Origin of the sequence: Micromonospora sp. B006 (assembly GCF_003408515.1) — a bacterium.
In the GTDB taxonomy this organism is placed as follows: domain Bacteria; phylum Actinomycetota; class Actinomycetes; order Mycobacteriales; family Micromonosporaceae; genus Micromonospora; species Micromonospora echinospora_A.
In genome coordinates this window covers 4784277-4810283 of sequence record NZ_CP030865.1, presented here as the reverse complement: position 1 = coordinate 4810283, position 26007 = coordinate 4784277, and the positions used below count along the sequence as shown (strand labels likewise).

Sequence of the window (26007 nt, the reverse complement as noted above, 5' to 3'; positions counted from 1 at the left end):
GCATCACCGTCGAGCGGACAGGACCGCCGGTTAGAGTGACGGGCGTGACGACGCTGCCCGACCGACGCCTTCTGCTGGTCCACGCGCATCCCGACGACGAGTCGATCGGCACCGGCGCGACGATGGCGCACTACGCCGCCACCGGCGCCCACGTCACGCTCGTCACCTGCACGCTGGGCGAGGAGGGCGAGATCCACGTCCCCGAGCTGGCCCAGCTCTGCGCGGCCGAGGCGGACCAGCTCGGCGGCTACCGGATCGGCGAGCTGGCCGCCGCCTGCGCCGCGCTCGGCGTCACCGACCACCGGTTCCTCGGTGGCGCGGGCCGCTACCGCGACTCGGGCATGATGGGCATGGCCACCAACGAGCATCCGCGGGCGTTCTGGCAGGCCGACCTGGACGTCGCCGCCGGCCATCTGCTGGAGGTCATCCGCGAGGTCCGCCCCCAGGTGCTCGTCACGTACGACCCGCACGGCTTCTACGGCCACCCGGACCACATCCAGGCGCACCGAGTGGCGATGCGCGGCGTGGAGCTGGCCGCGGCCGAGGGGATCGCCCCGGCGAAGGTCTACTGGACGGCGATGCCGCGCAGCGTGCTCGACGCGGGGCTGGAGACGTTCACCGAGTCCTCGGACAATCCGTTCGCCGGCATCGAGAGCGCCGACGAGCTGCCGTTCGGCACGCCGGACGCGGAGATCGCCGCCCGGATCGACGGCACCGAGCAGCACGTCGCCAAGGAGGCGGCGATGCGGGCACACGCCACGCAGATCCCGGCGAACTCCTGGCTCTACTCGATCGCCGGCAACTTCGGCGGCGAGTTCATGGGCGTCGAGTACTTCACGCTCGCGGTGGGCGAGAAGGGGCCGGGCCACGGCCCGTACGGCTGGGAGGACGACCTCTTCGCCGGAATCGCCCTGGACGCCCCGGACCGGTCCCCGGTCGCGGCGGCCGGTGTCCGGTGACGCTGCCGGCCGCACCCGTGTCGACAGTTGCCGCGCCGCCGCCGGAGGCCGTGCCGCCGAGCCGGGCGGAGCGGACGCTCGACCGCGCGCTGCGGGTGACCGGCGGCGTGCTGACGGTCTGGGGCGGCGTGCTGCTCGCGCTGCTCGAACTGATCTTCTCGACCTGGGCCTGGGAACTGGTGCAGGGCCGCTCCGGCGCGGCGCAGGCGCTGGTCGGGGTGGGCGCGGTGGTCGTCGGCGTTCCAGTAGTGGTGGCGGCGACGGTGCTGCTGGGCTCGTTCGGGCACCGGTCGACAGGGGGCCGCTGGGCGGTGGTGCTTGCCGCGCTGCCGTGGTTCGTGGTGATCGTGGCGGGCGGTGTCCGGACCGTCGAGGGTGATCTCGCGCTGGTCGGCGACAACGTGCTCGGCCTGGCGCTGATCGTGGCCGGCGCGGTCACGTTCGCGGTGGTCGGCTTCCGGCACCTGGTGACGCCGCCGCCTGGCCGATGAGGTGCTGACGCCACACAGGCGACGGTGGTAGACATTCCTGCCAGAGGCCCGCGGAGGGAGCGGGCGGTACGGCGGGAGGCGTGCGATGGGTCAGCGGTGGCGTGCGGTCGGCGTGCTGGCGGCCGCGTTGTTCGTGGTGAACGTGGTGGCCCGGCTGGTGACCAGATTCGCGTTCCCGGACGACGACGCCGCGTCCGACCGGGTCTCGCTGGTGATGTTCCTGGTGATCGGGCTGATCCTGGCGGGTGCCGCGTTCCGGTGGGGGGCCGACCGGCCGCTCGGCCGCCTGGCCGGTGACCTGGCCGCCGCGGTGGGGGTGGCGCTGGCGCTCACGGTGTTCGTCGGTCCGCTGGTGGTCGGGGAGAACCCGTTCGGCGGGGGCGCCGGTCTCTTCTTCGCGCAGATCTGGCTCTATCTCGCCGCCACCGCGGCCGGTGTGCTCGTCGGCTACCTGATCCTCACCGCGCTCGGCCGGGACTACCGGTCCCGCCAGCTCAAGCGGTACGCCGAGATGCGGCGTTCCCGGCCGCGCCGGATCGTCCGCCGCTGACCGCCGGCCCGCCGCTCAGGGGGCCGGGGCGACCCGGGTCAGGTAGGTGTGGTGGGTGGTGAACCCGAGCCTGCGGTAGAGCTCGACCGCGCCGGTGTTGCTCTGCTCCACCTGCAGGAACGCGCGCGTTGCGCCCTCGGCCGCGCCCCATCCGGCCAGGGCGCGGACGACCGCGACGGCGAATCCGCGCCGACGCGCCTCGGGCAGCACTTCGAGCAGGCTGACGCCGAGCCAGCGGCCCTCGCCGGTCACCGTGCCCCGGCCGACCGCGAGCAGCCGGCCGTCGATCCGCAGCTCCGCGAAGCGGACCCGGTCGACGGCCGTGAGCACGTGTCGCGCCGCGTCCGGCAGGCCACCCTTGCGGCCGGCCGCGATCGCCAGCCAGTCGTCGGCGGGCGCGTCGGCAAGCGTCACCGGCGGCGTGCCCGCCGGACCGGCGGTCGGCGGCGTGTCGGCATCCGGCGGCGTGTCGGCGAGCCCGGCGTCCGGCGGCCCGGCCAGGGCGCGCAGCGGGACGGTCTGCACCAGCACCGGTGGCCGGGCCGTCCAGCCGCGCGCGTCCAGCTCGGCGCCGACCGGGGCGGCCAGCGGCAGCGGGGTGTTCACCAGGGCGGTGCCGCCGCGTTCGGCGTACCAGCGCTGCACGGCGTCCAGCGCGGCGGGCAGGGGACGGTCCGGGTCGCCGACCGGCAGCGCGCTGTTCGCCCGGCCGGTCCAGCCGTCTGCCCAGCGCAGCCGCCAGTCGCCGAGCCGTCCGCGTACCGGTGCGGGCCACGCCTCGTCGGCGGCCAGCTCCAGCGCGACCACGGCGGCTGCGGTGGGCCGGCGGGCCGGCGGCACCCGCTTGGCCCGGTGCACCTCGGCGACCGGTACGCGCAGCGGACCGGCGTCGGTGGAGAGGGTGATGTGGGTCTCGCTCAGCTCGACGAGCTCGCCGAGCGCGTCGGAGAACAGCGTGCGGCCCTCACGAATCCCCACAATCCGGCGGACCACGATACGGTGTCCCACGTCCTGCTGTCGGAGCACGATCGACCCCCTCCCCGGCGAGATACTAGGCTCTTACCGTTGCGGGTGATCGCGACGAGTCTGCGGAGGAGAAGACCGGTGACCTACATCATCGCCGAGCCGTGCGTGGATGTGCTCGACAAGGCTTGCATCGAGGAGTGCCCGGTCGACTGCATCTACGAGGGCAACCGGATGCTCTACATCCACCCCGACGAGTGCGTCGACTGTGGTGCCTGTGAGCCGGTCTGCCCGGTGGAAGCGATCTTCTACGAGGACGACGTCCCGGAGCAGTGGAAGGACTACACCGGGGCCAACTACGAGTTCTTCGAGGACCTGGGCTCGCCCGGGGGCGCCTCGAAGATCGGCAAGGTGGAGAAGGACGCCACCTTCGTCGCCGCGCAGCCGCCGCGCGGCGAGGGCCACTGAACCGGCCCACGCCGGTCTCGGCGCGGCTGCCCGACTTCACCTGGGACACCCTGGACGCCGCGGCCGCCACGGCCGCGGCGCACCCGGGCGGTCTCGTCAACCTGTCGATGGGCACGCCGGTCGACCCGGTGCCACAGCTGATCCGGCAGGCGCTGGCCGACGCGTCGAACGCGCCGGGTTACCCGCTGACCGCCGGCACCGCCGTCCTGCGGGACGCGATCAGGGCCTGGGTCGCGCGGGCCTGTGGCGCGGGCGTCGACGGGCTCGGCGTGCTGCCCACGATCGGCTCCAAGGAGCTGGTGGCCTGGCTGCCCACGCTGCTCGGGCTCGGCCCCGGCGACGTGGTCGTGGTGCCGTCGGTGGCCTACCCGACGTACGAGGACGGGGCGCGGCTGGTCGGCGCGACCACCGTACGCACCGACTCGCTGACCGCGCTGGGCCCGGATCCCCGGGTACGGCTGGTCTGGGTCAACTCGCCGGGTAACCCGACCGGCCGGGTGCTGCCCGCCGCCCACCTGCGCAAGGTGGTCGAGTGGGCGCGCGAGCGCGGGGCCGTGGTCGCCAGCGACGAGTGCTACCTGCCGCTGGGCTGGGACGCCGAACCCGTCTCGGTGCTCTCGCCCGAGGTGTGCGGCGGCTCGTACGACGGCGTGCTGGCGGTGCACTCGCTGTCCAAGCGTTCGAACCTGGCCGGATACCGGGCCGGTTTCGTCGCCGGTGACCCGGCGCTGGTGGCCGAGCTGCTCAAGATCCGCAAGCACGCGGGCCTGATCGTGCCGGCCCCGGTGCAGGCCGCGATGGTGGCCGCGCTCGGTGATCAGGAACACGCCGACGCCCAGCGGGAGCGCTACCGGGTCCGGCGGGAGAAGCTGTGGGCCGCGTTCACCGGAGCCGGCTTCACCGTCGAGCACTCGGAGGCCGGGCTCTACCTCTGGCTGACCCGGGACGAGGACTGCTGGGAAACCGTGGACTGGCTGGCCCGCCGGGGCATCCTGGTCGCGGCCGGGGTCTTCTACGGCCCGGCCGGCGCCCGGCACGTCCGGGTGGCGCTCACCGAGTCCGACGAGCGTGTCGACGCGGTGGCCGGGCGGCTCGCCGGGTCCTGACATGGCGGGCGAGCTGGCACGGGCGGCGGTGCTCGGCACCGGGCTGATCGGCGGTTCGGTGCTGCTCCGGCTGCGCGACGCCGGGCTCGACGCCACCGGCTGGGACCCGGACCCCGCGATCCGCGGGCGGGTACGCGAACGGGGCGTCGCGGTGGCCGACACGGTCGAGGACGCGGTGGCCGAACGGGACGTGGTGTTCCTCTGCGGCCCGCTGCCCACGTTGCCGGCGACGCTGACCCGGGTCGCCGCCGTCACCGACGACAGCTGCGTGCTCACCGACGTGGGCAGCGTCAAGGCCGAGGTGAGCACCGCCGCCACCGTGCAGGGGCTCGGGCACCGGTTCGTGCCGGGCCACCCGATGGCCGGGGCCGACCGGGCCGGGCCGGACGCGGCCGCTACGGACCTGCTCGCCGGCGCCGCCTGGGTGCTCTGCCCGGGGCCGACCGGGCTGGACGCCTTCCGGCGGCTGGCCGCGCTGCTCGTGGACGTCTTCCAGGCCCGGGTGGTGCCGATGTCCGCCCCGGAGCACGACGGAGCGGCGGCGCTCGCCTCGCACGTGCCGCACGTGCTCGCCGGGGCGCTGGCCGGCGCCGTGCACCGGTCGGCGCTGCGGGACGCGGTGCTGACGCTCGCCGCCGGGAGCTTCTCCGACGGCACCCGGGTCGCCGGCGGGCCCCCCGAACGGACCGCGAACATGCTGCTCGGGAACCGGGACCGCGTACTCGCCGAGCTGGACGCGCTCGGCGTCTTCCTGGGCGAGCTGACCGAGGCGCTGCGCGCCGGCGACGCCGCCACGCTGGCCGACCGGCTCGCCGAGGGGCGGCAGACCCGGTCCACGCTGCGGGCGCGCGAGTTCACCGCGCACCGGAGGGAGTTCCCCTGCGCCGCCGACCACGTCGGCGAGCTGGCGTACCTGCGGGAGCTGGGCGCCGCGGGGGGCCACCTGACCGAGGTACGCGAGGCCGGCGGCGCGGTCACCTACACGGGGCACCTGCCGGCCACCCCGCCGTTAGGCTGATCGGCATGGCGGACGCACCGGTCGTGGCGGTACGCGGTGAGGCGTACCGGGAGGTGGCGCCCGAGCTGGCGCGATTCACTGTGACGGCGACGGCCCGGGACCGGGATCGCGAGACCACGCTGACCCGGCTGGCCGAACGGGCCGCCGCGGTGCGGGCGCTGCTCGACGCGGCGGAACCGGCCGTGGAGCGGCGGGAGACCGGCCAGGTCCACGTCTGGCCGGTGACGAGGCGCTCCGGCGACCGGGTGGTGGCCTACCAGGGCAGCGTGAGCACCACAGTCACGACGAGCGACTTCACCGCGCTCGGCGAGCTGATGCTCCGTCTGGCCGATCAGGATCAGGTCGAGGTGGCCGGCCCGGTGTGGTCGCTGCGGCCGGACAGCCCGGCCTACCGGGAGGCGCGGCAGGCCGCGATCGCGGACGCGCTGGTCCGGGCCCGGGAGTACGCCGAGGCGCTCGGTGCCCGGGTGACAGCGCTGCGGGAGCTGGCCGACACCGGGCTGAGCGCGTCCCCGCCGATGATGGTCAAGGCGGCGTACGCGCGCTCCGGCGAGCAGCCGGAGCTGGAGTTGGAGCTGGACCCGGCGCCGCAGCCGGTGCAGGCGGCGGTCGAGGCGCGGTTCACCATCAGCGAGCCGGTGCTGGACTGATGCCGCCGGCACAGGTGCTCCCGTTCGACGAGATGGTCGCCCGGGCGCGGACGCTGGCCGGGGCGGGCCCACGGCAGCTGCTCGGCATCGCGGGCGCGCCGGGGGCGGGCAAGTCGACGCTCGCCCAGCGGGTGGTGGCCGCGCTCGGCCCGGTCGCCCGGCTGGTCCCGATGGACGGCTTCCACCTGGCCGGGACGGCGTTGGAGCGGCTCGGCCGGTCGGGGCGCAAGGGCGCGCCGGACACGTTCGACGTCAACGGGTTCGCCTCGATGCTGCGCCGGTTGCGGCGGCTCGAACCGACGTCGGTGTGGGCGCCGGAGTTCCGCCGTGACCTGGAGGAGCCGGTCGCCGGGGCGATCGAGGTCCCGCCCGAGGTGCGCCTGGTGGTCACCGAGGGCAACTACCTGCTGTTGCGGGACGACCCGTGGGAGGAGGTGCGGACGCTCCTGCACGAGGTGTGGTTCCTCGACCTGGACGCGGAGGTGCGGGTGCGCCGGCTCACCGCGCGGCACGAGGCGTACGGGAAGTCGTCGGAGCAGGCCCGCGCCTGGGCGCTGGGCAGCGACGAGGAGAACGCCCGGCTGGTCGCGGGCACGGCCGTGCACGCCGATCTGGTGGTACGCCTGGCCGACCCGGCGCCGGAGTGACGCGCGTCAGCCGGCCCGCTGCCGGGGTGACGGCACGGTGCGGCGCAGCAGCCGGGCCACCACGGCGCGCTCGCGGGTGAACTCCGCCGCCTCCGGGTAGCCGCTGTGGCTGCGGATGGGCGGGTCGGCCACCTCGCCGCCGGTCGGGTGCAGCGCCTCCGGGTCCACCACCGGTACGTCCCGCTGCCCGGCACTGACCTGCCAGCCGAGCGGGTCCGTGTCCCGCCAGAAGTTCGTCCAGGCCACGTGGCCGCCGGGCCAGGTGAGCGCGCCGGCGAGCGTACGGAGCCGCTCCGGGCCGAAGTAGGACGGGAAGACCCGCCCGTAGAGCCGGGTGAGCTGGCAGCCGTAGGAGAAGAACCAGGTGCGCATCCGCCACCGCCGGGGCAGTTGCAGAAGCACCGCGGCGCAGATGACGGTGCCCTGGCTGTGCCCGGAGAGGATGACGCCGTCCATCCGGTCGCTGTGGTGCGGCGGTAGCGCCAGCAGGCCCGCGACCCGCGTCTGGAGTTCCGGTACGGCGCGTTCGGCGTAGCTGGGCGGGGCGAGCGGGTGCGCGGCCCGGGGCCAGAACGTGCACACGTCCCAGATCACGCCGACCGAGCGGCGTACCGAGTCGGTGCGGTAGACCAGCAGCCCGAGCGCCGCCATCACCACCGGCAGCCAGCCGAGGATGGCGTCCCCCCGTTCGGCGGTCCAGTGGATGGCGGTCTGCCAGCCGGACGGGGACAGCGGGCTCGGCCGTTCGCCGGAGAGCGCGGCGGCGCAGCAGAGCGTGACCAGGACCGCGCAGAACGCGGCGTAGCAGCCCATCAGCCGGACCGCGTGCTCGCCGACCAGCCGGTGCAGTGCCCGGTACGTGCTGACGTCGCGGCAGCGTCGCCGGTCGTGCGCGGACAGGCGGGGGTTGGCGGTGAGCCGGGCGTACTCCACCCGGCGCAGGCGGTGCAGCAGGACCGCGACCCGGATCAGCAGCCCGAGCAGCGCGAGCAGGCCGACCGCGCAGGCCAGCCCGGCCCAGAAGACGGCGAGTGGCGGAACCACCCGGCTCGGGCCGCTCGGCTCGGCCGACGCGTCCAGCCGGTCGCTGACCCAGTAGAGCAGTCCGGCGCAGTAGGCGACCGCCATCATCCAGCCGAAACCGGCGATGACCGCCGGGGCGCACCCCCGCCAGGCGAGATCGGTGTACGCGCCGAGCGGCTGGGTCGGCACCGCCGGGCGCAGGCGGGGCAGGAGCAGTCCGGCACCGGCCAGCGCGGCGGCCGGGCCGACGAGCATCCAGGTGTGCAGCGCGTCCGGCGCGTCGGGCAGGCCGGGGAGCCCGTGCTCGATCCAGACCGCGCCCAGCGGAAGCAGCAGCGCACCGGCGGCCGGACCGCCAGTGCCCGCCGGCCGGAGCGGTTCGCCGCGGCGATGGCCACCAGCAGCAGCACCTGGTAGGCGACGAGCCAGGCGGTGGCGGTGTCGTACCCGGGCAGTGACCGGTCGGCACGGCAGCCGGCGGCCTCTGGCTGCGCCGCGCACCCGAGCGGCGGCCGGTACGTCGACAGCGGTTCGCCGGCCGGGCCCTCGGGCAGCAGCAGCAGAACGAACGTGCCGACCAGACCGAGCGCGGTGAGCGCCGCGACCGTCACGCTCCACCGGCCGAGCGGGGTGGCGCCCTGGCGTCGGCTCAACCAAGGCCGGGCCACCGCGACCACGGCGATCGCCACCACGGCGGCGAGCAGCGCGACGGTCGGCCAGGCGACAGCGGCCCGCAGGCCGCGCGGCGGATCCATGATCAGGACCGCGGTGACGGGTACGGCGGCGGCGGTGACCGCCCCGGTGCACAGGTGCAGCACCGCGGCGCGGCGCAGTTGCCCTTCCCCGTTCCAGAACGTCGGGTCCTGGAGTGGGTTCTCCGGCGGTTCGCGCGGCTCGGGTCGTTCGGCCGGCTCACCGTTCTCCGCGACGGGCGCGTGGTGGTGCGGGTCGGCGGGCATCTGTGCCTCGTACTGGTAGGTGCGGAAGGCGACGAGCCCGATCGCGGCCAGCACGAGCAGCGGCAGCAGCAGCCCGAGCGCGAGCGTCCGGGTGCCCTGCCGCCACCAGGGGTCGCCGAGGAACTCCCACGGACCGGGGAGCCGGCCGAGGCAGTCCGCCTCGACGCACTGCCAGCCGATCAGGTCCACGCCGACGCCGGTGACGGTCATGACGAGGGTGCAGGTCAGGCTCAGGCAGAACAGGCGGATGAGCCAGGCGGTGATGCCGGACCGGCTGGCCCAGCGTTCCTGGTCCGGGTCCGGCGGGATGCTCGCGCGGGCGTGCAGCGCGACGTTCGCCAGCGCGAAAGGGAGCATCAGCGTCCATAGCGCCCGTTCCACGTCCCGCCGGGTCCGCGCGCCGGAGGTCAGCTGCCCCCAGCTGTACGCCTCGACGGTGATCGGGTCGTCCCGGCCGGCCGTGGTGGACCGGTAGAAGCCGGTCACCTGACCGCCGGCGACAAGTGCTGGTTGCCCACCGTCACCGTTCGCGCCGGGCCTCAGGCCGAGCAGCTGATCCGGCGGGGTGTTGGAGACTCCGTGCACCCGCAGTTCGAGGACCCGTTCCATAGTGCCTCCCGGTGAACGCCCTACTACTCAGAGTGCATGCCGGGTTCGGAATTCGCATCCGCTGGAACGGTGTTTCCGCAGCTCAGGATGGTTCGGTGAGGCTTCTGATCGGACGAGCGGGGTTGCCCACCGCCACGACATCGGCCGGCAGGTCGCGGGTCACCACCGCGCCGGCGCCCACCACCGTGTTCTCGCCGATGGCCACCCCGGCCAGGACGATCACTCCGCCGCCGAGCCAGGCATTGTCACCGATGGTGATCGGCTGTGCGGATTCCCACTTGGCCCGGCGTGCCTCCGGTTCGACCGGGTGGGTGGCGGTGAGCAGTTGCACGTTCGGTCCGATCTGGACGTCGGCGCCGATGGTGATGCGGGCGACGTCGAGGAGGACCGCGTTGAAGTTGACGAACGTACGCGGGCCGATGTGCGTCTGGTACCCGTAGTCGCAGTACAGCGGCGGCCGGACCCAGGCGTCCTCGCCGAGCGAGCCGAGCAGTTCGCGCAGCGCGGCGAGACGGCCCGCCGGGTCGTCGGCGGAACTGCGGTTGAAGCGTTCGCTGAGCCGGGCCGCGCGCTCCAGGTCGGCGATGATCGCCGGATCGTCGGCGATGTACTGCTCGCCCGCCAGCATCCGGTCCTTCATGGAGGTCATCGCTCGATCGTCCCGGCCCGGCCGGGAGCGTGGTGGCGGTTCCGTCGGATCAGCGACTTCCCGATGCATACGCGGTATGTAATGCTGATACCCGCATCGATGTGTCCCTCATCGATGAAACGTTCGACGAAGGAGGAAGGTTGCTCCGGAATCGCAGAAAACTGGCCGCGCTGGGCATGGCCCTGGCGCTGGCGCTCGGTCTGCCCGTGCCCGCGCAGGCCGCCGCGCCCACCGGCCCGGCCGGCCCGTCCGCGCCCACCGGTCCGTCCGACCGGGCCGGCAGCCGCGCGACCACAGTCACCCTGATCACCGGGGACCGGGTCACCGTCGCCGCCGGAGGCCGCGCCGCGGTACGCCCCGGCGCCGGCCGTACCGGCATCGAGTTCATGGTCCGCCGCGAGCGCGACCGCCTCACCGTGCTGCCGCAGGACGCGCTCCCACTGGTCCGCGCCGGCAAGCTCGACCGGCGGCTGTTCGACGTCACCGGGCTGATCGAGGCCGGCTACGACGACGCACGGCGCGACACCGTACCGCTGCTCGTGTCGTACCGGCCGGGGGTGAACCGGCGGACGGCGGCCCCGCTCGCCGGCGCGCGGGTGACCCGCGACCTGCCGGCGATCACCGGCGCGGCGGTCGTCGCGTCCAAGAGCGACACCGGCGCGCTCTGGAACGCGGTCAGCGCCGACCGTTCCGGAGCCCGGCTCGACGCGGCGGGGGGTGTCGAGCGGATCTGGCTCGACGGCCGGCGGCGGGTGACGCTCGACCACAGCGTGCCGCAGATCGGCGCGCCGACCGCCTGGGCCGCCGGATACACCGGCAAGGGCGTCCGGGTCGCGGTGCTCGACACCGGCGTCGACCTTACCCACCCGGACCTGGCGGGCAAGATCGCCGAGTCGCGCAACTTCACCGAGGAGACGAACCCGGACGACATCGTCGGGCACGGCACCCACGTGGCCTCGACCATCGCCGGCAGCGGGGCCGCCTCCGGCGGGAAGTACCGGGGCGTCGCACCCGACGCCACGCTGCTGTCCGGGAAGGTGTGCGAGATCTACGGCTGCACCGACTCGGCCATCCTGGCCGGCATGCAGTGGGCCGCCGCCGAGCAGCACGCCACTGTGGTCAACATGAGCCTCAGCGGCGGCGACTCCCCGGAGGTGGACCCGCTGGAGGAGGCGATCGGGACGCTCACCGAGCAGCACGGGACGCTCTTCGTGGTCGCCGCCGGCAACGACGGCGCCGACGGCTCGGTCGGCTCGCCGGGCACCGCCGACGCCGCGCTCGCGGTCGGCGCGGTGGACCGCGACGACGCGCTCGCCGACTTCTCCAGCCGCGGCCCCCGGGTCGGCGACGGGGCGATCAAGCCGGACATCACCGCGCCCGGCGTGGAGATCGTGGCCGCCCGGGCGGCGCACGGCGAGATCGGCGACCCGGTGGGCGACAAGTACGCCTCGCTGTCCGGCACGTCGATGGCCACGCCGCACGTGGCCGGCGCGGTCGCCCTGCTCGCCCAGCAGCACCCCGGCTGGACGCCCGAGCGCTACAAGGCGACGCTCATGGCCTCGGCGAAGCCGCACCCGGAGCAGACCGCGTTCCAGCAGGGCGCGGGCCGGGTCGACCTCGCTCGCGCGATCACCCAGCAGGTGACGAGCGAACCGGCGTCCGTCTCGTTCGGTGTGGCGACCTGGCCGCACACCGACGACCAGCCGATCAGCCGGACGGTCACCTACCGCAACGGCGGGAACGCCGCGATCACGGTGGACCTGAGCAGCGAGTTCACCGGTCCCGGCGGGCGGTCCGCGCCGGCCGGCATGCTCACCCTCAGCGCCTCCCGGCTCACCGTCCCGGCGGGCGGCGCCGCCCAGGTGACAGTGGTCGTGGACACCCGGCTCGGCGGCGCCGACGGCTACTGGACGGGCCGCCTGCTCGCCCGCGCCGGCGACGCCGTGGCGGTGACCCCGCTCGCTGTCGACCGCGAAGTGGAGAGCTACGACCTGACCGTCACGCACCGCAACCGCTCCGGCGCCCTGACCGACGGCTACTACACGAGCCTGCTCGGGCTCGACGACGGCAGCTACCGCGACGTGTACGACGCCGACGGCGAGGCCCGGATCCGGGTACCGAAGGGCCGCTACGGCGTGCAGAGCCTGATCTTCGTGGACGGCGACCAGGGCTGGTCCGAGGTCTCCTTCCTCGCCCAGCCGGAGCTGGTGGTCACCGGCAACCAGCGGCTCGCGCTGGACGCCCGGCGGGCGAAGCCGGTCCGCACCACGGTGCCGCAGCGCGGCGCGGCACCACTGCTGATCGACCTCACCGCGGCCTGGGGATTCGGCGACTACTACGCCAGCTTCGGGCTGTGGACCGACAGGTTCGAGGGCCTCTACTCGGCCCAGATCGGCCGCAGCGTCTCCGACAAGGTGTTCGTCGGCGCGCTCGCCAGCCAGTGGGCCGAGCCGACAGCGCCCGAGCGCAGCCCGTACTTCTACGGGCTGAACGAGCTGTTCCCGGGCCGCTTCCCGACCGGCTTCGTCCGGAACTACCGGCCCGCCGACCTGGCCACCGTCGTCAACCGGTTCGCCGCCGGCTACACCGGGATGGACAACGAACTGGTCGTGTACGTGGAGCCCGACTACAACATGGGCGGCTCGGCGATCATCCTGCCCGTCCAGGTGCCCGGCAAACGGATCGACCACCTCACCACCACCCGGACCCGATGGAGCACCGAGCTGGACTTCGGTGAGCGGGACGAGGACGGCTGGCTGGAGCCGCGGGCGGTGCTGCAGTCCGTGCCCACCCGCTACCGGGCCGGGCACACCTACACAGAGGAGTGGAACAAGGGCCCCTTCGGCCCGTCGTTCCCGCAGCCGCGCTGGCCGGAGGAGAGCATCACCCGTATCGGCGACAGCATCGTGGTCGCGCTGCCGGTGCACAGCGACGCGGCCGGGCACCCGGGCGGTTCGCTCAACGACACCGAGCACACGCGGCTGTTCCGCAACGGCAAGCTGGTCGGCGAGTCGCCCTACCCGGGCTACGGCGAGTTCACAGTGCCGCCGGGCGCGGCGAACTACCGGCTGGAGACCACCGCGACGCGCGGCTTCACCGATCTGAGCACCGAGGTCTCGGCGAGCTGGACGTTCCGCTCCAAGCGGGTGCCGGGCGACGTGCCGGCCCGGCTGCCGGCCATGGCGGTCCGGTTCACCCCGCCGCTGGCGGTGGACAGCTCGGCCCCGGCGGGCCGGACGTTCATCGTGCCGGTGGCGGTGCAGCGCCAGCCCGGCGCTCCGTCCGGCCGGGTCGTCGCGCTCACCGTCGACGTCTCCTACGACGGCGGGAAGACCTGGCACAAGGCGGCCCTGAAGAAGCAGGGCGGGGCGTGGACGGCCACCGTCCGGCACCCGGCCGGCCCGGGGTACGCGTCGCTGCGGGCCACCGCCCGTGACGACGCCGGCAACACCGTGACCCAGCGGATCATCCAGGCGTACCGCCTGCGGTGAGCCGGCCGTCCGGGTCCGCGCGGTGAGCGCGGACCCGGACGGGGGTACGGCTCAGTCGTTGGCGTGCAGCGCCGCGTTGAGCTTGATGCCCTGACCGGTACGCGGCTTCGCCTCCAGCGCGCCGGTCACCGAGTTGCGCCAGAACAGCAGCCCGTCGACGCCGGACAGCTCGCGGGCCTTCACGGCCCGGCCGTCCGGCAGGGTGATCTTCGAGGCGGCGGTGATGTAGCAGCCCGCCTCCACCACGCAGTCGTCGCCGAGCGTGATCCCGACGCCCGCGTTCGCGCCGACCAGGCTCCGCTCACCGATGCGCACCCGCTCGGTCCCGCCGCCGGAGAGCGTGCCCATGATCGAGGCGCCGCCGCCGATGTCGGAACCGTCGCCGACCACCACGCCCTGCACGATGCGGCCCTCGACCATCGAGGTGCCCAGCGTGCCCGCGTTGAAGTTGACGAAGCCCTCGTGCATCACGGTCGTGCCGGAGGACAGGTACGCGCCCAGCCGGACCCGGTCCGCGTCGGCGATCCGCACCCCGGACGGCACCACGTAGTCGGTCATCCGGGGGAACTTGTCCACCCCGTACACGGCCAGGTGGCGGCCCGCGGCCCGCTCGATGACACGCAGCTCGTCCACCCGCTCCGGCGGGCACGGCCCGGCCGACGTCCAGGCCACGTTCGCCAGCTTGCCGAAGATGCCGTCGAGGTTCAGCTCGTTGGGCCGCACCAGGCGGTGGGAGAGCAGGTGCAACCGCAGGTACGCGTCGGCCGCGTCCTTGATCGGGTCGTCCAGCGAACCGATCACCGTGGTCACCTCGACGGTGCGCAGGCCGGGCAGCGCACGCGCGCCGATCGCGCCCGGCGGCAGGTCGAGCACGTCGGCCTGGTCCTCGCCGGGCACCAGCGGCAGCTCGCCCAGGCCCAGCTTGCCGGTCGGGTACCAGGTGTCGAGCACCTGGTCCTCGGCGGTGACGGTGGCCAGGCCGATGCCCCAGGCGGATGGTGCGGACGTCACGATGTCACCTTTCGTTCCGGCAACGGCGTCCGCCGCTGCTCGCGGCCGCGGGCCTCGCCGAACGTGTTCCCTGGCCCGCCGAGGTTGACGGTACCGTGCGAGACATGCAGAACCCGTTGACCCCCGAGGTCCTGGCCGATCCGGTGGCGCTGACCCGCGCCCTGGTCGACATCGAGTCGGTCTCCCTCAACGAGAAGGCGATCGCCGACTGCGTCGAGGAGGTGCTGCGCCGCGTGCCGCACCTGACCACGTACCGGCACCAGAACACCGTCATGGCCCGTACCGACCTGGGCCGGGCACAGCGTGTGGTGCTCGCCGGCCATCTGGACACCGTCCCGCTCAACGGCAACTTCCCCTCGACCATGCGCGGCGACCTGATGTACGGCTGCGGCACCTCCGACATGAAGTCCGGCGTGGCGTTCGCGCTGCACCTGGCGGTCACGCTGCCCGACCCGCGCTACGACGTCACGTACTTCTTCTACGAGGCCGAGGAGATCGAGTCGAAGTACAACGGCCTCACCCTGGTCGCGCAGAGCCACCCGGAGTGGCTGGAGGCCGACTTCGCGGTGCTGCTGGAGCCGACGTACGGGATCGTCGAGGCGGGCTGCCAGGGCACCATGCGGGCGGTGGTCACGACGCACGGGGAGCGGGCCCACGCGGCGCGCTCCTGGCACGGGGTGAACGCCATCCACGGCGCGAGCGAGGTGCTGCGGCGGCTGACCACGTACGAGGCGCGCCGGGTGACGATCGAGGGCTGCGACTACCGCGAGGGCCTCAACGCGGTACGGATCACCGGCGGGGTGGCCGGCAACGTCATCCCCGACCGGTGCGAGATCGAGATCAACTACCGGTACGCCCCGGACCGCGACCCGGCGGGCGCCGAGGCGCACCTGCGCGAGGTCTTCGCCGGCTTCGACCTGGCCGTCACCGACGCGGCCGCCGGTGCCCCGCCCGGGCTGGAGAGCCCGGCGGCGCAGGAGTTCCTGGCGGCGGTCGGCGCCGCTCCGATCGGCAAGCTGGGCTGGACGGACGTGGCGCGGTTCGCGGCCATGGGCATCCCGGCGCTGAACTTCGGCCCCGGCGACCCGAACCTGGCGCACCACAAGGACGAGCACGTCGAACTGACCAAGATCCGGGACGGCGCGGCCACCCTGCACCGCTGGCTCGCCCCGGCCTGACGCGCGCCACGATCCGGGGCCCGCACCCGCCTGGCGGGCCCCGGATCGTCAGACGCTGGTCGTCAGGGGCGCATCCGCCTCGCAGGTCTCGCCGGTGAGGTCGGTGCGGTGGGTCTCCATCATCCGGGCGCGGCGGCGCTCGGCCACCACGTCGCGGATCCGCCGCTGCATCTGACGGCGAATCCGGATCATCTCGCTGTTACTGATCAACGCTGGCTCCTCCCCCGAAGGCGCGTCGCCCGGGGTATACCGGGTATGTGAATAGTAAGACGTACGAGCCAGCGATTTAGTTGCCCGTATCCCAGATTTTCTCGGGCTCCCGGGCCAGCGCGTAGCGCCGGATCCGCTCCATTACGGTGACCACATGGGCGAGAGCAGCGGGAAGTCGGCCGGGCAGGGGCAGCGGGAGGATCGGCGCCGGGGAGAACGGCACCGCGGTGCGGTGACGCTGCGCAACCGGGCGCTTCCGACGAGTACCGCCGATCAGCGACTGCTCGACTCCCGGGGACGCAGTGACTGGAAGACCAAGGACGCCTGGCGGGCCCTGCGGATCCTGTCCGAGTTCGTCGAGGGCTTCGACACCCTCGCCGACCTGCCCCCGGCGGTGAGCGTCTTCGGTTCCGCCCGCAGCAAGCCGGACAGTCCCGAGTGCCGGCTGGCCGAGGAACTGGGCGCGGCACTGGCCCGGGCCGGCTACGCGGTGATCACCGGCGGCGGCCCCGGCGTGATGGAGGCGGCCAACCGCGGCGCCGGCGAGGCCGGCGGTCTCTCCGTCGGGCTCGGCATCGAGCTGCCGTTCGAGCAGGGCCTCAACGACTGGGTCGACCTGGCCATCGACTTCCGCTACTTCTTCGCCCGCAAGACCATGTTCGTCAAGTACGCCCAGGCGTTCGTGGTGCTGCCCGGTGGCTTCGGCACCCTGGACGAGCTGTTCGAGGCGCTCACCCTGGTGCAGACCGGCAAGGTGACCCGGTTCCCGGTCGTGCTGATGGGCACCGACTACTGGCGCGGACTGCTCGACTGGCTACGCGCGACGATGGCCGCCGAGGGCAAGATCGGCCCGGCCGACCTCGACCTGATCCGGCTCACCGACGACGTCAACGAGGCGGTCCGGCACATCGTGGAGGCCGAGGCCGTGCTCTCCGCCGAACAGGAGGCGGTCCGCGAGGAGGCGGTCGCCCGGGTCGCCGCCGACCAGCGAGCCGCCGCCGAGGCCGCCCCCGAGGGCCCGGCCGGACGGAGCTGAGCGTGGCGAACGTCTGTGTCTTCTGCGCGTCCTCCCGTACCCTCGACGCCCGCTGGCTCACGTTGGCCACCGAGACCGGCGAGGAACTGGCCCGGCGCGGTCACACGCTGGTCAGCGGCGGTGGCTGCGTCGGGATGATGGGCGCCGTGGTGGAGGGCGCGCGGGCGGCCGGCGGCCGGACGATCGGCGTCATCCCGCAGTCCCTGGTCGACCTGGAGGTCGCCGACCTGGCCTCCGACGAACTGCTCGTCACCGACAGCCTGGCCGACCGCAAGACGCTGATGGACGAGAAGTCCGACGCGTTCGTGGCGCTGCCCGGCGGCCTGGGCACGCTGGACGAACTGTTCGAGGTGTGGACCACCGCCACCCTGGCCCTGCACGCCAAACCGATGGTGATCGTGGACGTCGACGGCTTCTACCGGCCGCTGCTCGACTGGATCCGTGGGCTCGGCGAGCAGCGTTTCCTCAAGCCGGCCGCGCTGGACCTGCTGATGGTCGCCGACAGCGTGCCCGCCGCACTCGACCTGATCGACGCCCGCCTGACCTGACGCGCGCCCGCTCGGCTCGTGCTTGTCCAACACCGTCTCGGGTGCTTGATCGTCACCAGTTCGGGGAGGTGGTGGTGTCCGGGCTTGTGTGATGTGGCCACTTCCCCGTGGTGGTGTTGATCTAGGGGTGGGATGTCGCCACTTCGCCGATGTGGCGCGGACGCGCTGGTGCCGGGGGTGTGGGTGCGTTGCTCGCTGCGGTGGCGCGGTTCGGTTCGCGTTCGCCCGGTCGGCCCGTGCTTGTTCAACACCGTCTCGGGTGATTGATCGACACCATCTCGGGGAGGTGGTGGTGTCCAGGCGTGTGTGATGTGGCCACTTCCCCGTGATGATGTCGATCTAGGGGTGGGATGCCGCCACTTCGCCGAAGTGGCGCGGACGCGCTGGTGCCGGGGGTGTGGGTGCGTTGCTCGCTGCGGTGGCGCGGTTCGGTTCGCGTTCGCCCGGTCGGCCCGTGCTTGTTCAACACCGTCTCGGGTGATTGATCGACACCATCTCGGGGAGGTGGTGGTGTCCAGGCGTGTGTGATGTGGCCACTTCCCCGTGATGATGTCGATCTAGGGGTGGGATGCCGCCACTTCGCCGAAGTGGCGCGGACGCGCTGGTGCCGGGGGTGTGGGTGCGTTGCTCGCTGCGGTGGCGCGGTTCGGTTCGCGTGCGCTCGGCCCGGGCTCGTTCCACACCATCTTGGCGAGCTTGATCGTCACCATCTCGGGGAGGTGGTGGTGTCCGGGCTTGTGGGATGTGGCCACTTCCCCGTGGTGGTGTTGATCTAGGGGTGGGATGCCGCCACTTCGCCGAAGTGGCGCGGACGCCCGGGAAGCCGGGGCGTGGGCGGAGCCTGGCGGTGGTGCACGCTGCGGGCGGGTTAGCTGGTGGCGGGCGGGACGGCGGGCGGTTTCCGGGTGTCGTACCGGCGTGGTGGGATGTCGGTGATGCAGGCGTACCGGTTGGTGCGCCGGCCCGGCGGCGCGGGGGCGGGGGTCACCCACGACGCCGGGGCGGGGCAGGGGGTGGGTCGGCCCGGTGGGCCGGCCGATGCGGAGCCGCGATCCGGGGGGTCGGCGGGCGAGGCCGCGCACCCGCAGACCGCCACGCCGCCCGGAAACGCCTCGCCGCAGAACGAGACCGGAGCATGCCCGCCGTCGAGCGGGGGTGGCACGCCGCGAACCGGAGCGCCGTCCCCGTCGCCTGGGAGCGGCACGCCGCAGACCGGGGTCGGAGCATCCCCGCCGTCGAGCGGGAGCGGCATGCCGCAGACCGGGGTCGGAGCATCCCCGCCGTCGAGCGGGAGCGGCCCGCCGCGGATCGAGGCCGGGGAGGGCACTAACGTTTCGCGCCGGGTCGATCCGGTGCAGGCCGAGGTGGTCGCGCACACCGACGGGCCGATGCTCGTCGTGGGCGGTCCGGGCACCGGCAAGACGTCCACGCTCGTCGAGGCGGTCGCCGCCCGGGTGGCCGAGGGCGTCGATCCGGAGCGCATCCTGGTGCTCACCTTCGGCCGGCGGGGCGCCACCGAGCTGCGCCACCGGATCGAGGCGCGGATCGCCGGGGACGGACACCGCGTGATCCGCGAGCCGCTGGTGCGCACGTTCCCGGCGTACGCCTTCGGGTTGCTCCGCCGCGCCGCGGCCGAACGGGGCGAGCCCTCGCCCCGGCTGCTCACCGGTCCGGAGCAGGATCTGATCATCCGTGAGCTGCTCGACGTGGTGGGGGAGGAGCCCGGCGACGACCCGGTCGGCTGGCCGGAGGACCTGCGCCCCGCGCTGCGTACCCGGGCTTTTGCCCAGCAGCTCCGCGACCTGCTGATGCGGGCCGCGGAGCGCGGTGTCGGGCCGGTGGAGCTGGCCCGGCTGGGCGAGAAGCTGGGCCGCGCCGACTGGCCGGCCGCCGCCCGCTTCCTCCGGGAGTACGTCGCCGTGCTCGCGCTGCGCGACGTGAGCAACAGGGGTTCGGTGGCGTACGACCCGGCGGAGCTGGTGCGCGCCGCCACCGGCATGCTGCTCGACGATCCCGAGCTGCTCGCCGCCGAGCGCCGCCGCCTGACCCACGTCTACGTCGACGAGCTGGCCGACACCGACCCGGCTCAGCTCGACCTGCTCGCCGTGGTGGCCGGGGGCGGCCGGTCCCTGGTGGCGTTCGCCGATCCGGACTCGTCCACGTACGCCTTCCGGGGCGCCGATCCGGCCGGGGTCGCCACGTTCCCGCACCGCTTCCGGACCGCCTCCGGCGCGCCCGCGGCCCAGGTCACGCTCACCACCTCGTACCGGGCCGGGCCCGAGCTGCTGGCGGCCACCGCCCGGCTGGCCCGGCGGCTGCGCGGCCCGGCGGCGCACCGGCGGCTGCGCCCGCTTCCCGGGGCGCCGGCCGGCGCCGTGGAGGTGCGGACGTTCCGCTCGGCCACGAGCGAGTCGGCCTGGCTGGCGCACGCGCTGCGCGAGGCGCACCTGCTCGACGGCATGCCGTGGTCCCGGATGGCGGTGCTGGTCCGCTCCACCGGCCGGCAACTGCCCTCGCTGCGGCGCGCGCTGCACACGGCCGGCGTGCCGACAGTCGTGCACGGCGAGGACCTTCCGCTGCACCTCCAGCCGGCGGTGGCCCCGCTGCTGCTCCTGTTGCGCTGCGCGCTCGAACCGGACCGGCTGGACGAGGAGGCGGCGGTAGCGCTGCTGCACTCGCCGCTGGGCGGGGCCGACCCGCTGGCCGAGCGGCGGCTGCGTCAAGGGCTGCGGGCGCTGGCGCTGGCCGGCGGCGACCGCCGTCCCTCCGGCGAGTTGCTGGTGGAGGCGCTGCGCGATCCGGCCGAGCTGTCCACCATCGAGCGCCGTTGGGCGGCCCCCGCGCAGGCCGTGGCGCACCTGCTGGAGACCGCCCGGCAGTCCGCCGCCAGCCCGGGCGCGACAGTCGAGGACGTGCTCTGGGCGGTGTGGCGGGAGAGCGGGCTGGCCGAACGCTGGGCCGGGGCGATCACCCGAGGGCGGGCGGCCACCGGCGAGCACGAGACCGCCCAGCGGTGGCGGGCCGAGGCCGCCGACCGGGACCTGGACGCCGTACTCGTGCTCTTCGACGCGGCGGCCCGGTTCACCGACCGGTTGCCCGGCGCGCGTACCGAGGTGTTCCTCGACCATGTCCTCGGGCAGGAGCTGCCCGCCGACACGCTCGCCGCCGCCGCCGACCGGGGCGACGCGGTACGCCTGCTCACCGCGCACGCCGCGAAGGGCCTGGAATGGGACCTGGTCGCGGTGGCCGGGGTGCAGGAGGGCGTCTGGCCGGACCTGCGCCTGCGCGGCAGCCTGCTCGGCTCGGAGCGCTTGGTCGACGTGCTGGCCGGCCGGGCCGACGGCGCCGGTCTGCGCGCCAGCCTGGTCGGGCAGACGTCAGCGCTGCTGGACGAGGAGCGGCGGCTGTTCCACGTGGCGATCAGCCGGGCGCGGCGGCGGCTGCTGGTCACCGCTGTCGCGTCCGCGGCGGTCGGCGGGGACGACCACGAGGAGCAGCCGAGCCGCTTCCTGCACGAGTTGGCGGCCGCCGACCCACCCGCCACCGGCGGAACCGGCCCGGCTCCGAATGGAAGCGACCCGACCGGTCCGGCTGGGAACGGCTCGGCTGACCGGGCTGGCAACGGCGTGAACGGTCCGAACCCGACCGGCCCGGAGTACGCCGCGCCGCGCGCCCCGGCTCCGACCGGCCCCGGCCCGACCGGCCCCGGACCGGCCGGGAACGGACCGGCCGGGAACGGACCGGCCGGGAACCGACCGACCGGCCAGGTCACCCGCGGGCAAGCCGCGGACGGGCCGGTGCCGCACGGGGACGAGCATCCGCAGGACGGGCCGCCGACCGCGCTCCCGGTCACCCTGCCGCCGCGCGGGCTCACCCTGTCCGCGTTGGTGGCGGAGCTGCGTACCGCTGTCACCGACCCGGCGGCGCCGGTCACCCGGCGGCACGCGGCGGCGGGTGAGCTGGCGCGGCTGGCCGCCGCCGGGGTGCCCGGCGCGCACCCGGACGACTGGTGGGGGCTGCGTGGCCTCTCCGACGACCGGCCGCTGGTCGACGAGGGCGAGCCGGTGCGGGTCACGCCGTCGGCGATGGAGAGCGCGCTGCGGTGCAGCCTGCGCTGGCTGCTGGAACGGCACGGCGGTAGCCCGCCGGCAAGCGCCGCGCAGGGCGTCGGCAACCTGGTGCACGCCGCCGCGATGCTGGCCGAGGACGCCAGCGTCGACCGGGAGGCGCTGCTGGAGTACGTGGCCGCCCGGTTCGACGCGATCGAGCTGGCCGCCCGGTGGATGGCCGGCCCGGAGCGGCAGCGCGCCGAGGCGATGGTGGACAAGCTGCTGCGCTGGCTGGCCGGCAACCCGCGCCGGCTGCTCGCGATCGAGCACGAGTTCGCGGTCCGCCTCGACGACCCGGCCCGCCCGATCCAGCTGACCGGCCGGGTCGACCGGCTGGAGGTCGACGCCGAGGGGCGGCTCGTGGTGATCGACCTGAAGACCGGCAAGTCGACGGCGGTCACCGAGCGGGAGGTGGCCGAGCATCCGCAGCTCGGCGCGTACCAGGCGGCGGTGGAGGCGGGCGGGTTCGCCGAGTTCGGCGAGGAGCCGGGCGGGGCCGCGCTTGTGCAGCTCGGCACCGGAGCGCGGGACGCGAAGGAGCAGACCCAGGCAGCGGCCGGGGAGGGGCCGGAGGCCGGATGGGCCACCGCGCTGGTGCGCCGTACCGCCGAGACGATGGCCGCCTCGACATTCGCCGCCGTGGCCAACTCCAAGTGCCGGGTCTGCCCGGTCCGCACCAGCTGCCCGGTCTCCGGCCAGGGCCGCCAGGTGGTCGAGCCACCCCCGGAGGGTCAGCCGTGAGCGCGAGGAGTGAGCCGGTTCTGCGAGCCGCGCAGTCGCGAACAAGGACCGGACCATGACTGTTCAACCGGCGCTGTTCGGCGCCTCCGCCACGCCCGCGCCGCGTACCGCCGACGCCGGGCCCCGCTACACGCCTGTCGAGCTGGCCCGGCTGCTGCGGCTGCCCGCGCCCACCCGGGAGCAGGCCGCGATCATCGCCGCGCCGGTGGAGCCGCTGCTGGTCGTCGCGGGCGCCGGCTCGGGCAAGACCGAGACGATGGCGGCGCGGGTGATGTGGCTGGTCGCCAACTCCTACGTACGCCCCGAGCACATCCTCGGCCTGACCTTCACCCGCAAGGCGGCCGGTGAGCTGGCCCACCGGGTCCGGACCCGCCTCGACCAGCTCATCCGGCGGCTCGGCCGGCAGGGGCGGGACCCGCACGACGACCCGCTGGCGGGCGAGCCGACGGTGTCCACGTACCACTCGTACGCGGGGCGGATCGTCACCGAGCACGGGTTGCGCGCCGGGTACGAGCCGACCACCCGGCTGCTCACCGAGGCGTCCCGCTGGCAGCTTGTCGACCTGCTGGTACGCAACTACGACGGCGACATGTCCGAGGTGGACCGGATGCCGTCCACGATCACCGACGCCGTGCTGGCGCTCGCCGGTGAGCTGGACGAGCACCTGGTCGACCCGGACGCGCTGGCCGCCTGGACCGGCCGTTTCTTCGCCGAGGTGCAGTCCCGGCCGGGCCGGGTCTACGCCGACGTGCGCAAGGCGCTCCAGCTCCAGCGGACCCGGCTGAAGCTGCTGCCGCTGGTGCGCGCGTACGCCCGGCGCAAGGACGACTTCGAGGCGATGGACTTCGCCGACCAGCTGGCCCGCGCCGCCCGGGTGGCCCGCGACCACCCCGGCGTCGGCGTGATCGAGCGGGACCGGTTCCGGGTGGTGCTGCTCGACGAGTACCAGGACACCAGCCACGCCCAGGTGGTGCTGCTCAACGCGCTCTTCGGCGGCGGCCACCCGGTCACCGCGGTCGGCGACCCGTGCCAGTCCATCTACGGCTGGCGCGGCGCCAGCGCCGGCACGCTCGACCGGTTCCCCGCCGAGTTCGCCCGCGCCGACGGCAGGCCTGCCGACGTGCTCAGCCTGACCACGAGCTGGCGCAACCGGCCGGAGATCCTCGGCGTCGCAAACGCGCTGTCGGTGCCGCTGCGGGCGGCCGGTGCCCGGGTGCCGGAACTGCACGCCGCGCTCAGCGTCCGCGACCCGATCCCGCATCGCACTCCGGGCGGGCAGGCCGCCGGCACCGTGCACTGCGCGCTGCTGGAGACGTACGCCGACGAGGCCGACTGGATCGCGGACAGCGTGCTGGCGGCGTGGCGGGGCGCGGCCGGGATGCCGGGCGCGCTGCCCGAGCACATCCCGGCCGACCGCCGCCCCACCACGGCGGTGCTGGTGCGGGTGCGCAGCCAGATCCCGGCGATCGAGGCGGCGTTGCGTGCCCGCGGGCTGCCTGTCGACGTGGTCGGCCTGGGCGGGCTGCTGGACACCCCGGAGGTACGGGACGTGGTGTGCACGCTGCGCGTGCTCGCCGACCCGACCGACGGCGCGGCGCTGCTGCGGCTGCTCACCGGCGCGCGTTGGCGGATCGGCCCGCGTGACCTGGTCACCCTGCACCGCCGGGCCCGCGCGATCGCCCGCGGCCGCCGGGAGCTGACCGGGGACGAGGGCCCGGAGATCACCGTGGACGCGCTGGACGAGGCGACGCTCGTGGAGGCGCTCGCCGACCTGGGGCCGGCGCAGGCGTACTCGGCTGAGGGCTTTGCGCGGCTGCGCTCGTACGGGATGGAGCTGGCGCTGCTGCGCTACCGCCTGGACCAGTCGCTGCCGGAACTGATCGCGGACATCGAGCGGACCATCGGCCTCGACGTCGAGGTGGCGGTCCGGGCCGGCCGGGACGGCGCGGGCGACGCCGGGCTGGCCCGCGCGCACCTGGACGCGCTCGGTGACGTCGCGGCCCGGTTCAGCGGTGAGACGCCCGGCGCGACGCTCGCCGGTTTCCTCGCCTACCTGGCCGCGGCCGAGGACGAGGAGCGCGGGCTGGCGCCCGGTGAGGTCGAGGTGGTGTCCGGCGCGGTGCAGGTGCTCACCGCGCACGCCGCGAAGGGCCTGGAGTGGGACGTGGTGGCGGTCGCCGGGATGACCCGGGGCGTCTGGCCGGGGCCGGTCCGCAACTCCGACCACTGGCTGGGCGGGCTCGGCGTGCTGCCGTTCCCGTTGCGCGGCGACGCGGACGGGCTGCCCGAGCTGGCCCTGCCGGAGGCCGAGGACCAGCGCGGGGTGGCCCGGGCGCTGACCGAGTTCACCGATGCCTGGCGGGCGCACGACGAGCGGGAGGAGCGCCGGCTGGCGTACGTGGCGGTGACCCGACCTCGCCGCCTGCTGCTCTGCTCGGGCTACTGGTGGGGGGAGGGGACCAAGCGGTTCCGGGGCCCGTCGGTCTTCCTGCGCGAGGTGCACGACGCCTGCCTGGCCGACCCGGACGGCCACGTGGTCGACGCCTGGACGCCCGAGCCGGCCGGTGACGCGGTGAACCCGACCACCGAGGCTGTGCTGCGGGCCGAGTGGCCGGCCGACCCGCTCGGGGCCCGCCGTCCCGCGCTCACCGAGGCGGCGGCGCTGGTCCGCCGGTACCTCGCCGACCCGGAGGTGGCCCGGCGCGAGGCGGCGCTGCTCGCCACCACGGGCGCGGCGGAGGACGCCGAGGTGGCGCGCTGGCGGCGCGAGGCCGAGCTGCTGCTCGCCGAGCGGGCGGAGCTGGCCCGGCAGGCCGAGGCTGTCGAGGTGGAGCTGCCCGGCCAGCTCTCGGTGACCCAGCTCGTGGCGTTGCGCCGCGACCCGGAGGCGCTGGCCCGGACGCTGCGCCGCCCGATGCCCACCGAACCGACACCGTACGCCCGGCGCGGCACCGCGTTCCACGCCTGGCTGGAGCAACGCTTCGGCGCCGACCGGCTGCTCGACGTGGATGAGCTGCCCGGCGCGGCGGACGAGGACGCGGCCCCGGACGAGGCGCTGGCCGAGTTGCAGGAGCGCTTCCTGGCCAGCGAGTGGGCCGACCGGGTGCCGGTGGAGGTGGAGGTGCCGTTCGCCACCGTCGTCGCCGGGGTGGTGATCAGGGGCCGGATGGACGCCGTGTTCGCCCGCCCCGGCGGGCGGTACGACGTGGTCGACTGGAAGACCGGGCGGCAGCCCACCGGCCGGGAGGCCGACGCGGCGGCGGTGCAGTTGGCGGTCTACCGGCTGGCCTGGGCGGAACTGGCCGGGGTGCCGGTGGAGCGGGTCGGCGCCGCGTTCCACTACGTCCGGGACTCCGTCACCGTCCGCGCAGCCGACCTGCTCGACGCGGAAGGGCTGGCCGATCTGGTGGCCGCCGTGCCGGAAATCCCGGGAGGTCTCCCGCAGCGCACGAATCCGTGATACGTTGTCCGGGTTGCAGTTTTGGTTTCCAGAGACTCTGTGTGCGCCTGGCGGATTGTGGCCCCAGGCGCTCTTTGTTGTGTCCGGAGTTCTCCGGGCGGGGCGACCAGCAGCGACAAGCACGCCGCGTA

General features: G+C 74.5%; 19 protein-coding genes. 14 read left to right on the top strand and 5 right to left on the bottom strand.

What is annotated here, in order from left to right; genetic code table 11:
• Positions 1 to 35: 35 nt before the first annotated feature.
• The 3 genes from mshB (at position 36) to MicB006_RS21535 (ending at position 2000) form a co-directional block, all read left to right on the top strand.
• On the top strand, positions 36 to 959 hold the full coding sequence (gene mshB, locus MicB006_RS21545) for an N-acetyl-1-D-myo-inositol-2-amino-2-deoxy-alpha-D-glucopyranoside deacetylase (protein WP_192900116.1): 924 nt from the start codon (positions 36 to 38) through the stop codon (positions 957 to 959).
• Positions 956 to 1450 carry a hypothetical protein gene (locus MicB006_RS21540; protein WP_116508498.1) on the top strand — a complete coding sequence of 165 codons (495 nt, stop codon included), beginning with the start codon at positions 956 to 958 and terminating at the stop codon, positions 1448 to 1450. The genes mshB and MicB006_RS21540 overlap by 4 nt, the downstream gene beginning before the upstream one ends.
• 85 nt (positions 1451 to 1535) lie before the next feature.
• A complete protein-coding gene (locus MicB006_RS21535) occupies positions 1536 to 2000 on the top strand; it encodes a hypothetical protein (RefSeq protein WP_073828799.1) in 465 nt (154 codons plus the stop codon).
• 15 nt (positions 2001 to 2015) lie between these two features.
• Here MicB006_RS21535 and MicB006_RS21530 read toward each other — a convergent pair whose 3' ends face one another.
• Positions 2016 to 3026 (bottom strand): GNAT family N-acetyltransferase, encoded by a 1011-nt coding sequence (locus tag MicB006_RS21530; RefSeq protein WP_116508496.1) that lies wholly within the window; start codon positions 3024 to 3026, stop codon positions 2016 to 2018.
• A gap of 78 nt (positions 3027 to 3104) precedes the next feature.
• Between MicB006_RS21530 and fdxA the strand changes: the two genes are divergently transcribed.
• Genes fdxA through MicB006_RS21505 form a run of 5 tightly spaced genes read left to right on the top strand, consistent with a single transcriptional unit; the run spans position 3105 to position 6852 of the window.
• Positions 3105 to 3431, top strand: a complete 327-nt coding sequence (gene fdxA / locus MicB006_RS21525; protein ID WP_007464872.1) for a ferredoxin — start codon at positions 3105 to 3107, stop codon at positions 3429 to 3431.
• Positions 3428 to 4537, top strand: a complete 1110-nt coding sequence (gene dapC, locus MicB006_RS21520) for a succinyldiaminopimelate transaminase (RefSeq protein ID WP_116511692.1) — start codon at positions 3428 to 3430, stop codon at positions 4535 to 4537. Before fdxA ends, dapC begins: the two co-directional genes overlap by 4 nt.
• A gap of 1 nt (position 4538) precedes the next feature.
• On the top strand, positions 4539 to 5555 hold the full coding sequence (locus MicB006_RS21515) for a prephenate dehydrogenase/arogenate dehydrogenase family protein (RefSeq protein ID WP_116511690.1): 1017 nt from the start codon (positions 4539 to 4541) through the stop codon (positions 5553 to 5555).
• A gap of 5 nt (positions 5556 to 5560) precedes the next feature.
• Positions 5561 to 6205, top strand: coding sequence for an SIMPL domain-containing protein (locus MicB006_RS21510; RefSeq protein ID WP_116508495.1), 645 nt, complete (start codon positions 5561 to 5563; stop codon positions 6203 to 6205).
• Positions 6205 to 6852 (top strand): nucleoside/nucleotide kinase family protein, encoded by a 648-nt coding sequence (locus MicB006_RS21505; RefSeq protein ID WP_116508493.1) that lies wholly within the window; start codon positions 6205 to 6207, stop codon positions 6850 to 6852. The genes MicB006_RS21510 and MicB006_RS21505 overlap by 1 nt, the downstream gene beginning before the upstream one ends.
• A 1127-nt stretch (positions 6853 to 7979) precedes the next feature.
• Here MicB006_RS21505 and MicB006_RS32420 read toward each other — a convergent pair.
• Both MicB006_RS32420 and MicB006_RS21495 read right to left on the bottom strand, forming a co-directional pair.
• On the bottom strand, positions 7980 to 9443 hold the full coding sequence (locus tag MicB006_RS32420; protein WP_225980444.1) for a hypothetical protein: 1464 nt from the start codon (positions 9441 to 9443) through the stop codon (positions 7980 to 7982).
• Between the two features lie 82 nt (positions 9444 to 9525).
• On the bottom strand, positions 9526 to 10092 hold the full coding sequence (locus tag MicB006_RS21495) for a sugar O-acetyltransferase (protein ID WP_116508491.1): 567 nt from the start codon (positions 10090 to 10092) through the stop codon (positions 9526 to 9528).
• Positions 10093 to 10268: 176 nt separating this feature from the next.
• Between MicB006_RS21495 and MicB006_RS21490 the strand changes: the two genes are divergently transcribed.
• A complete protein-coding gene (locus MicB006_RS21490; RefSeq protein ID WP_192900322.1) occupies positions 10269 to 13583 on the top strand; it encodes a S8 family serine peptidase in 3315 nt (1104 codons plus the stop codon).
• A gap of 51 nt (positions 13584 to 13634) precedes the next feature.
• Here MicB006_RS21490 and dapD read toward each other — a convergent pair whose 3' ends face one another.
• Positions 13635 to 14594, bottom strand: a complete 960-nt coding sequence (gene dapD, locus MicB006_RS21485; protein ID WP_073828790.1) for a 2,3,4,5-tetrahydropyridine-2,6-dicarboxylate N-succinyltransferase — start codon at positions 14592 to 14594, stop codon at positions 13635 to 13637.
• 104 nt (positions 14595 to 14698) lie between these two features.
• Between dapD and dapE the strand changes: the two genes are divergently transcribed.
• Positions 14699 to 15772 carry a succinyl-diaminopimelate desuccinylase gene (dapE, locus tag MicB006_RS21480; RefSeq protein ID WP_116508487.1) on the top strand — a complete coding sequence of 358 codons (1074 nt, stop codon included), beginning with the start codon at positions 14699 to 14701 and terminating at the stop codon, positions 15770 to 15772.
• Between the two features lie 48 nt (positions 15773 to 15820).
• On the opposite strand, the gene MicB006_RS32065 is transcribed toward dapE, so the two are convergent.
• Positions 15821 to 15982, bottom strand: coding sequence for a hypothetical protein (locus tag MicB006_RS32065; protein WP_192900115.1), 162 nt, complete (start codon positions 15980 to 15982; stop codon positions 15821 to 15823).
• Positions 15983 to 16136: 154 nt separating this feature from the next.
• Between MicB006_RS32065 and MicB006_RS21475 the strand changes: the two genes are divergently transcribed.
• The 4 genes from MicB006_RS21475 (at position 16137) to MicB006_RS21460 (ending at position 25876) form a co-directional block, all read left to right on the top strand.
• Positions 16137 to 17018 carry a TIGR00730 family Rossman fold protein gene (locus MicB006_RS21475; RefSeq protein ID WP_073828788.1) on the top strand — a complete coding sequence of 294 codons (882 nt, stop codon included), beginning with the start codon at positions 16137 to 16139 and terminating at the stop codon, positions 17016 to 17018.
• Positions 17019 to 17020: 2 nt separating this feature from the next.
• Positions 17021 to 17566: a TIGR00730 family Rossman fold protein gene (locus tag MicB006_RS21470; protein ID WP_116508485.1), complete on the top strand. Its 546-nt coding sequence runs from the start codon at positions 17021 to 17023 to the stop codon at positions 17564 to 17566.
• Positions 17567 to 18501: 935 nt separating this feature from the next.
• Positions 18502 to 22416, top strand: coding sequence for an ATP-dependent helicase (locus MicB006_RS21465; RefSeq protein ID WP_116511688.1), 3915 nt, complete (start codon positions 18502 to 18504; stop codon positions 22414 to 22416).
• Between the two features lie 55 nt (positions 22417 to 22471).
• Complete coding sequence (locus tag MicB006_RS21460) at positions 22472 to 25876, top strand: ATP-dependent helicase (protein ID WP_116508483.1); 3405 nt, start codon at positions 22472 to 22474, stop codon at positions 25874 to 25876.
• Positions 25877 to 26007 lie beyond the last annotated feature (131 nt).